We start from the raw sequence: 9,131 nt of genomic DNA, 5'->3' as shown, positions 1-9,131 counted from the left end.
CGGTGGAGAAGAGCCCGGAGGGGGGAGTGGGGGAGCGAGGCGCGGAATACGGAATACGGAATACGGAATACGGAATACGGAATACGGAATACGGAATACGCTGGAGCCGCCGCGAGTTGCGCGGCGGGTGGGGCTTAGATTTCTTCTATACGGTGGCAGGCGACCATTCTGCCGGCAAAGGGGCGTAACTCTGGGACGGCGGTTTGGCAGTGGGCATTGGCGTAGGGGCAACGCGTATGGAAGGTGCAGCCCGATGGCGGATTAATTGGCGATGGCAGCTCGCCGATTAATTTAATTTTTTCTCGTCGATTTTCGGCGCGAATCGCCGGCGTTGCCGACATTAAGGCTCGGGTGTACGGGTGCAAAGGTTGCGCAAAAATACTGGTTTTTGGACCGTATTCAACGGTGCTACCAAAGTACATCACCATCACATCGTCGGCGACGTGTTCAACCACCGCCAGATTGTGGCTGACAAACACATAGGCAGTACCCAGTTGCTCTTGCAAATCCATAAATAGATTCAGAATTTGCGCTTGGATGGAGACGTCGAGCGCCGAGGTTGGCTCGTCGGCGACCAAAATCGCCGGTTGCAGCATCATGGCGCGGGCAATAGCGACGCGTTGACGCTGGCCACCAGAAAACATATGCGGGTAGCGATGATAGTGCTCTGGACGCAGGCCAACCGTTTTGAGCATGTCGTGCACGCGGGCTTTGCGTTCGCTGGCGCTGAGCTCGGTATTGAGCAATAAAGGCTCGCTGAGCATGTCGCCAATGGTTTTGCGCGGGTTTAAGCTGGCAAATGGATTTTGAAACACCATTTGCACTTTAGGGCGCAGTGTTTTGAGTTGGCTGGCATCGGCGCTGGCGATATCAATGCCGTCGATAATTAAATGACCAGCGCTGGGGGTTTCAATTAAGGTGAGCTGGCGCGCCAGCGTGGATTTGCCACAGCCCGATTCGCCGACTACGGCCAGCGTTTTGCCGGCAAACAGTTCAAATGAAACGTCATTGAGTGCTTTGACAGTGTCGGCGCTTTGCCAGAATCCACCGCCGACTTTATAGTGCCGCGATAAATGTTCAGCGCGCAGAATAGGGCTTATATTATTTTCACTCATGACTAGGTATACCGTTGGAATCTAATGGAGTAAAGCAGCGCACGCTGGTACCTGCTATAGGTATTAAGGGCGGATGCTGCGATACACAGTGTGCGCTGGCATATAGGCAGCGCGGGCTAAGTAGGCAACCTGCCGGCCTATCGTATTGCCCCGGCACCACGCCAGCGAGGGTATTTAAGCGGCGCGCACCTTTGCTGTGCTCTGGAATCGAGCTCAGTAGCGCTTGGGTATAGGGATGACGTGGGGTGGCAAATAGCGTGTCGGTGGCGCTGGTTTCGACGACTTCACCGGCGTACATCACGACCATTTTTTGCGCGATTTCGGCCACCACCGCCAGATCGTGGGTGATTAAAATCAGCGCCATATCGTTTTGTTTTTGCAGATTAACCAGTAATTCCATAATCTGCGCTTGCACTGTTACGTCGAGCGCGGTGGTGGGCTCGTCGGCAATCAGCAATTTGGGCTTACAGGCAATCGCCATCGCAATCATCACGCGCTGGCTCATTCCGCCTGATAGTTGATGCGGATAGGCATTGAGGCGCGATTTGGCGTCGGGGATTTCAACTTGCTCAAGTAATTCTAAAGCACGCGCTTTGAGCGCTGCTCCGCGTAGTGGGGTATGTTGCTTGAGCGTTTCTATTAATTGGTCGCCCACGGTATACGCGGGGTTAAGGCTGGTGAGCGCGTCTTGAAAAATCATTGCAATATCGCGGCCAATGATTTGCCTTTTTTGCGCCGGTTTCATGCCAATTAAATCTTGACCGGCAAAACTTAAAGTGTCGGCGGTGACAATGCCGGGTGCGTCAATCAGGCCCATCATCGCCAGCATGGTGACCGATTTGCCTGAGCCCGATTCGCCGACGATACCTAAAATTTCACCGCTATTGATGCTCAGATCAAGCCCAGATACCGCCCGAAATGGATTGCTACCGTGGCCAAAGGTCACGTTGAGCTTGCGAATGTCTAATAAACTCATACCTTGCCTTACGCTAATTTTTTTAATTTAGGATCAAGCGCATCGCGCAGACCGTCGCCCATCAAATTTAAGGCAATCACGGTGATCAAGATCGCAAGTCCGGGCATAGTGACCACCCACCAAGCGCTTTCGATGTAATCACGCGCCGAGGCGAGCATCGTGCCCCATTCAGGTAGCGGTGGTTGTGCACCTAAACCCAAAAAGCCGAGCGCCGCAGCATCCAAAATTGCCGCCGAAAATCCCAGCGTCGCTTGCACAATTAACGGCGCCATACAGTTAGGCAACACGGTGTTAAACATCAAACGCAATTGACCGGCACCAGCTAAGCGGCTGGCAATCACATAGTCTTTGTGTAGCTCGGTCATCGCTGAAGCGCGCGCTAAGCGCACATACGATGGTAAAGACACCACGGCAATCGCCAGCATGGTATTGGTGAGGCCAGGCCCGAGTACTGCCACAATTGCAACGGCCAGCAGCAATGATGGCAAGGCCAGCATGACATCCATGAAACGCATAATGGCGTCGCCAATTCTGCCCGGATAAAACGCCGCAATCAGCCCCAAAATCACGCCGGGAATTAACGACAGCAACACCGACACCAAGCCAATGGTCAGCGAGAGGCGTGCGCCATACATCAGGCGCGATAAAATATCGCGGCCGACTTCATCAGTGCCCAAAATAAATTGCCACGAGCCGCCTGCTAGCCACGCCGGTGGCGTTAAAAATGCATCACGGTATTGCTCGATAGGGCTGTGCGGGGCAAGGATAGGGGCAAATACCGCCAATAAAACCAAGCTAACAAAATAAATTAACGCAATCAGCGCGCCGCGATTGGCGCGAAACGATTGCCAAAACTCAGTCCATGGCGAGGGGTGAGAAAACGGGGCTTCAACAACAATGGTCGGGGTAGTCATAAAAGCTTATCTCGAATGGCGAATACGTGGATTGATCACCCCATACAGGATGTCGACCAGCAAGTTAACAAAAATAATCAGCGTGGCGATGAGCAAAATACCGCCTTGCACCACTGGATAATCACGGCGAGAAATCGAGTCAATCAGCCATTTGCCAATGCCCGGCCAAGAAAAAATCGTCTCGGTGAGCACGGCTCCAGCGAGCAAGGTGCCCACTTGCAGGCCAATCACGGTGACGACGGGAATTAAGGCATTGCGTAGTGCGTGCACAATAATAATCCGCGAGCGGCTCAGCCCTTTGGCGCGCGCGGTGCGGATATAGTCTTCGCGCAATACTTCGAGCATTGACGATCGCGTCATTCGCGCAATCACCGCCATTGGAATGGTGCCTAAAACAATCGCCGGCAAAATCAAATGCATCACTGCAGATTTAAACGCGCCTGCTTCGCCGGAGAGCAAGGTGTCAATCAGCATAAAGCCGGTCACTGCTGGGATGTCGTATTCCAAGGCAATGCGGCCAGAAACCGGCGTCCAGTCAAGGTGGACTGAGAACACCATAATCAGAATCAGCCCCCACCAAAAAATCGGCATTGAGTAGCCAGTGAGTGCCGCACCCATCACGGTGTGATCGATCACCGTGCCGCGTTTGGTCGCTGCCAGCATGCCGGCAGCGAGGCCACATACCACGGCAAACAGCATCGCCGCCATCGACAGCTCGACAGTCGCGGGGAATAATTTAAGAAATTCGCTCATCACCGGCTCGTGCGTCACGATCGATTCGCCCAAATTGCCTTGCAGCAATTGGCGCAAATAATCCCAATATTGCACATAGAGCGGCTGATCAAGGCCTAGGCGCTGCATGGCGGCGCGATAAAATTCAGGGTCCAGTCGGCGCTCGCCAACCAGCAGTAATACCGGATCACCGGGGATCATATGAATGAGGGCGAAAGCCAGTAGCGTGACGCCCAAAAAGGTGGGAATTGCGACTGAAATACGCTTAATGATAAAGCTGAACATGGGCATTCTCCCCGTGAGAAAAGGCACGGGCGGTTAGACGATAGGACGGAGAAAGCCCAGCCTAAAATCATTTAGGCTGGGTGCATTGCAGATTATTTGACGGTCACGCCATAAAAGGAATTCAGACCAAATGGGCTGACTTTGAAGCCTTGCACTGATTTGCTCAGTGGTTGATACACCGTCGAGTGAGCGATGGGGGTAAATGGTAATTCACGCTTGAACACGTCTTGAGCTTTTTCGTACAGCTTAGTGCGCTCGGCTTGATTGCTCAGCGTGCGTGCTTTAACCACTAAAGTATCAAATTCTTTATTGCACCAGCGTGAATAATTATTGCCGCCGACCGCTTCGCAGCCTAAGTTCACGCCAAGCCAGTTGTCTGGATCACCATTGTCACCAGTCCAACCAATCATCAATGAATCATGCTCACCGGCTTTAGCGCGCTTGATGTATTCGCCCCATTCGTAGCTGACAATCTTGGCTTTAATGCCAATTTTGGCCCAATCAGATTGAATCATTTCGGCCATTAATTTGGCATTCGGGTTGTAGGCGCGTTGTACTGGCATCGCCCACAGGGTGATTTCAGTGCCTTCGGCAACGCCGGCTTTGGCGAGCATCGCCTTGGCTTTGGCTGGATCAAATGGCGCGTCTTTGAGTTTTTTGTTGTAAGACCATTGTGTTGGTGGCATTGGATTGGTCGCTGGCTGGCCAGCACCTTGATAAACCGCGGCTAAAATGGCGGGTTTATTGATCGCCATATCGAGTGCTTGGCGCACTTCCAGCTTATCAAAAGGTTTTTTCTGTACGTTGTAGGTGAGCCAACCTAAGTTAAAACCAGCTTGCTGTAGCAAGTTGAGTTTTGGATTGGCTTGAATCGCTTTGATATCTGCTGGGCGTGGGTAGGCCATCACTTGGCATTCATTTTTTTGCAATTTTTGATAACGAACCGATGCGTCAGTGGTAATGGCAAAAATCAATTTATCCAGCTGAACTTCGCCTTTGCGCCAATATTGGCTATTGCCGTCAAAACGGATATTGGCGTCTTTTTGGTAGCTGCGAAATACAAAAGGGCCAGTACCAATTGGCTGGGTATTGATTTGATTGGCTTTGCCAGATTTGAGTAATTGATCGGCGTATTCAGCAGAATGAATCGAGGCAAATGACATCGCCAAGTTTTGCAAGAAAGCGGCATCGACAGTTTTGAGCTTGATGCGGACGGTATTGGCGTCGATTTTTTCGACTGCGGCAATATTGGTATCCAGACTCATGTCAGAAACATAAGGAAAATCAGCCGGCGCAGCTTTATTGAACGGATGATTTTTATCAATCATTCTTTGCACGGTAAAGATCACGTCATCAGCATTAAAATCACGAGTCGGTTTGAAGTACGGCGTGGTGTGGAATTTAACGCCTTTTCTCAAAGTGAAGGTGTAAGTCAGATTGTCAGGGGCGACTTCCCATTTCTCAGCTAGGCCAGGACGAATTTGCGTCGAGCCCCGCTCGAATTCGGTAAGGCGGTTAAAAATGGTTTCGGCTGAGGCGTCAAAATCGCCGCCAGTCACTTGGCGGGTTGGATCAAAACCGGATGGGCTGGCTTCGGAGCAATAAATCAACGTTTTATTCGCTGCCATGCTGGTGCCAGCCATCAGGGCCAGCGTGGTGGCTAACATCAGTTTGCGTACTTCGAGATGCATTGAGTATTACTCCGCTTAAAAGAAAATGAGCCGTAGATTGATATCAATCTTACGGCCCATGCTAATAGCTAAGTAGAGAACTCCACATCAGGATTATCCCGCACTGCTTCAGTGATTTTAATTTACGTCAAGATGCAGTATTGGTGTAATTTTACTCTATCAGTTCTTTGTAAGCATACCAAGTGGCATGCCCTAGCAAGGGAAAGATCACGATTAAGCCGATTAAAAATGTGGCAAAACCCAGTGCAGTGAATCCCACGAGTAGCCCTGCCCATAAGGCCATGGCGGGGAGGTTTTCGGCCACCGCGCGCAAGCTGGTCATCATTGCCGTGACGCTATCTAATTCTCGATCAGCCAGTAGTGGGATTGAGACTGCGGTGAGTGCAAAGACAAAGCAAGCGAGCACAAAACCGCCGGCAAGCCACGCCAGTGTAAAGGGTAAAAATTCACCGCTTAAAGCCTGAACAATGGATTGTTTTTCAATGATTTGCCCTGAGTACATTAAGGCAAACAAGACCGCCGAAGTGCGCTCCCAAGAGATGGCAATAAAAGCCAACACAAGGCCTAAAAAAGCCAACTGACCACCATTTTTATATAGGTCGTGAATGGATTGTAAAAAAGACGTTTCACGGCCCTCATCTCGCTCACTAGTCAGTTCATAAATCCCCGCCGCACCGAGCGGTGCCAGCAATAAAAAGCCAGTAATTGCGGTGGTATAGAGGTGTACGTCTTGCAGGGTAAACATCAGTAATAAAGCGCCAGTGATTGCAATAATCAGCCCATACAGCAGGCTGGGCGCTGGGTGTTTGATGAGGTCTTGCCAGCCCATCTTGATCCACGAAAAAGGGCGCAGAAAGCCGACTTTTCGCGTTACTGGCAAGGTGAAATGCTGATCTAGTTTATTTAAATGTAAGTCCATAGTGAGGTCCTCCCAAGACACAGTGTAAAAAAACAACTATTTTTTCATAGTCAGTTTTAGCGTGGTTAGCATTGCTTTCAGATAGGCGGATTTTGCTGCAGGGCACTTTTTTATTTGCCTTTGCTGACTTGCACCTGATGAAAACTCAGCTAGTGTGAAAGCATGAGTTGGGACGGGGAAAAAAATGCATTGGTTTTTATCGGCGGTAATGGCAGTGCTAGTGACAGCAAATGCCAAAGCAAGTGGTGAGTTCTGGACGTTCCAGCCGCCAGTTACAGGGATCGCCCAGCAAATTGAATCTTTACATAGTTGGTTGATGTTGTTGATTTTGCTGATTTTTATCTTGGTTTTTGGCTTTATGTTTTATGCCATTTTGCGGCATAGAAAATCACTCGGCCATGTGGCCAAACCATTTCATGAAAATACCCTGGTCGAAATTTTATGGACGCTGATTCCAGCGCTCATTCTATTGGGCATGGCTTGGCCGGCTGCCAGCGTGATTTTGGCGCAAAAAAACACCCACGATGCTGATTTTACGATTAAAGCCACTGGCCATCAGTGGTACTGGGCGTATGACTATTTGGATCATGGTTTTGGCTTTAAAAGTAAATTGGCGACGCCGCGCGGGCAAATCGAGAACTACCAGAGTCAAGGTGAGGCAAAAAATCCACACTATTTGCTTGAAGTTGATCAGCCTTTGGTGGTGCCTGTCGGTAAAAAAATCCGGATTTTAACCACCAGCAACGATGTGATTCATAGCTGGGGTGTGCCCGCTTTTGGGGTGAAGCAAGATGCGATCCCGGGGTTTATTCGTGACACCTGGTTTAAGGCGGAAAAGATCGGTACTTATCGCGGGCAATGCGCTGAGCTGTGCGGGAAAGATCACGGCTTTATGCCGATTGTGGTCAATGTGGTCTCGCAGGCGGATTTTGATTTGTGGTTAGCGCAGCAACAAGCCAGAGCCAAAGCGTCACGCGATGATCCGAATAAAGTCTGGACGCGCGATGAATTATTGCAGCGTGGTAAGCAAGCTTATGAAGCCAATTGCGCCGCTTGCCATAAGGCCGATGGCGCAGGCGGCGGGGCATACCCTGCTTTGGCTGGGTCCAAAATCGCCAACGGCGCGAAAGCTGAGCATATCCGTATTGTGCTCCATGGCAAGAATGCGATGCCAAGTTGGGGCACTTTGTCAGATGTTGAGCTGGCGGCGGCAATTAGCTATGAGCGTACGGCTTGGGGTAATCGGGCGGATCTGGTGATGCCAGCAGAAATTCGTGCAGCGCGAACAAAGGGTGAATGATGACGACAGCAACTGAGCATTTAAATCATGGCCACGACGCGATGAACTACGGCTGGCGGCGCTGGCTATATGCCACCAATCATAAAGACATCGGCACGCTGTATTTGTTTTTTGCTTTAGCGATGTTTTTTGTCGGCGGCATTATGGCTTTAGGGATTCGGGCGGAGTTATTTCAGCCGGGATTGCAGTATTGGCAACCCGAGTTTTTTAATCAATTGACCACATTGCACGGCATTATCATGGTTTTTGGCGCGATTATGCCGGCATTTACCGGTTTGGCTAATTGGATGCTGCCTTTAATGCTTGGCGCGCCGGATATGGCGTTTGCGCGGATGAATAACTGGAGTTTTTGGTTGTTACCGCCCGCAGCCGCTTTGTTGCTGATTTCTTTATTGGTGCCCGGCGGTGCGGCGGGTGGCGGTTGGACTTTATACCCGCCGCTATCGATTCAAAGTGGCATGGGCATGGATTTGGCGATTTTTAGCATTCATTTGCTCGGTTTATCGTCGATTATGGGCTCGATTAATATTATTACCACCGTATTGAATATGCGCGCGCCGGGGATGCCGCTGTTGAAAATGCCGTTATTTGCTTGGACGTCCTTGGTCACGGCGTATTTATTAATTGCCGTTGCGCCGGTGTTGGCGGGGGCGGTCACGATGCTGCTGACGGATCGGCATTTTGGTACGCATTTTTTTAATGCAGCAGGCGGCGGTGACCCGGTGCTGTTTCAGCATATTTTTTGGTTTTTTGGCCATCCCGAGGTGTACATCATGGCGCTGCCGGCGTTTGGGATTGTCAGCCAGATTATTCCGGTGTTCTCGCGTAAACCGCTATTTGGTTACGTTTCTATGGTCTACGCCACCTGCTCGATTGCGATTTTGTCGTTTATGGTGTGGGGGCATCATATGTTTGCGGTGGGGATGCCGGCCACCGCCCAACTGTTTTTTATGTTTTTAACCTTGCTGATTGCCGTGCCGACGGGAGTCAAAGTCTTTAACTGGATTGCCACGATGTGGCAAGGCAGTATGACGTTTGAAACGCCGATGTTGTTTGCGATTGGTTTTGTTTGCTTGTTTACCGTGGGTGGCTTTTCCGGCTTGATTTTGTCGATTGCGCCAGTCGATACGCAAATGCAAGACACCTACTATGTGGTCGCGCATTTTCATTATGTATTGGTCGCTGGCGCGCTATTTAGC

The 9,131-nt window shown here is 50.6% G+C and carries 8 protein-coding genes; 2 read left to right on the top strand and 6 right to left on the bottom strand.

The features are described from left to right. Nucleotides 1-134 precede the first annotated feature (134 nt). From Q0V82_RS15925 to Q0V82_RS15900, 6 genes are all read right to left on the bottom strand, one after another. Nucleotides 135-1,115, bottom strand: coding sequence for a peptide ABC transporter ATP-binding protein (locus tag Q0V82_RS15925; RefSeq protein WP_297577328.1), 981 nt, complete (start codon nucleotides 1,113-1,115; stop codon nucleotides 135-137). Next, on the bottom strand, nucleotides 1,108-2,091 hold the full coding sequence (locus tag Q0V82_RS15920) for an ABC transporter ATP-binding protein (protein ID WP_297577326.1): 984 nt from the start codon (nucleotides 2,089-2,091) through the stop codon (nucleotides 1,108-1,110). The genes Q0V82_RS15925 and Q0V82_RS15920 overlap by 8 nt, the downstream gene beginning before the upstream one ends. 8 nt (nucleotides 2,092-2,099) lie before the next feature. Further along, on the bottom strand, nucleotides 2,100-3,005 hold the full coding sequence (locus Q0V82_RS15915; protein ID WP_297577324.1) for an ABC transporter permease subunit: 906 nt from the start codon (nucleotides 3,003-3,005) through the stop codon (nucleotides 2,100-2,102). Nucleotides 3,006-3,011: 6 nt separating this feature from the next. Next, nucleotides 3,012-4,022 (bottom strand): ABC transporter permease subunit, encoded by a 1,011-nt coding sequence (locus Q0V82_RS15910; RefSeq protein WP_297577323.1) that lies wholly within the window; start codon nucleotides 4,020-4,022, stop codon nucleotides 3,012-3,014. 92 nt (nucleotides 4,023-4,114) lie between these two features. Then, nucleotides 4,115-5,713, bottom strand: a complete 1,599-nt coding sequence (locus Q0V82_RS15905) for an ABC transporter substrate-binding protein (protein WP_297577321.1) — start codon at nucleotides 5,711-5,713, stop codon at nucleotides 4,115-4,117. A 151-nt stretch (nucleotides 5,714-5,864) separates the two neighbouring features. Next, nucleotides 5,865-6,632 (bottom strand): DUF2189 domain-containing protein, encoded by a 768-nt coding sequence (locus tag Q0V82_RS15900; protein WP_297577319.1) that lies wholly within the window; start codon nucleotides 6,630-6,632, stop codon nucleotides 5,865-5,867. A gap of 184 nt (nucleotides 6,633-6,816) precedes the next feature. On the opposite strand from Q0V82_RS15900, the gene coxB reads away from it, so the two are divergent. Together coxB and Q0V82_RS15890 are read left to right on the top strand one after the other, a co-directional pair. After that, nucleotides 6,817-7,932, top strand: coding sequence for a cytochrome c oxidase subunit II (gene coxB / locus Q0V82_RS15895; RefSeq protein ID WP_297577317.1), 1,116 nt, complete (start codon nucleotides 6,817-6,819; stop codon nucleotides 7,930-7,932). Next, on the top strand, nucleotides 7,932-9,131 hold a 1,200-nt coding region (locus tag Q0V82_RS15890; protein WP_374758558.1), incomplete at its 3' end, for a cbb3-type cytochrome c oxidase subunit I. The genes coxB and Q0V82_RS15890, both read left to right, overlap by 1 nt.

Origin of the sequence: uncultured Deefgea sp. (assembly GCF_947072475.1) — a bacterium.
GTDB lineage: Bacteria > Pseudomonadota > Gammaproteobacteria > Burkholderiales > Chitinibacteraceae > Deefgea.
This window is presented reverse-complemented; position numbering and strand designations above follow the sequence as displayed.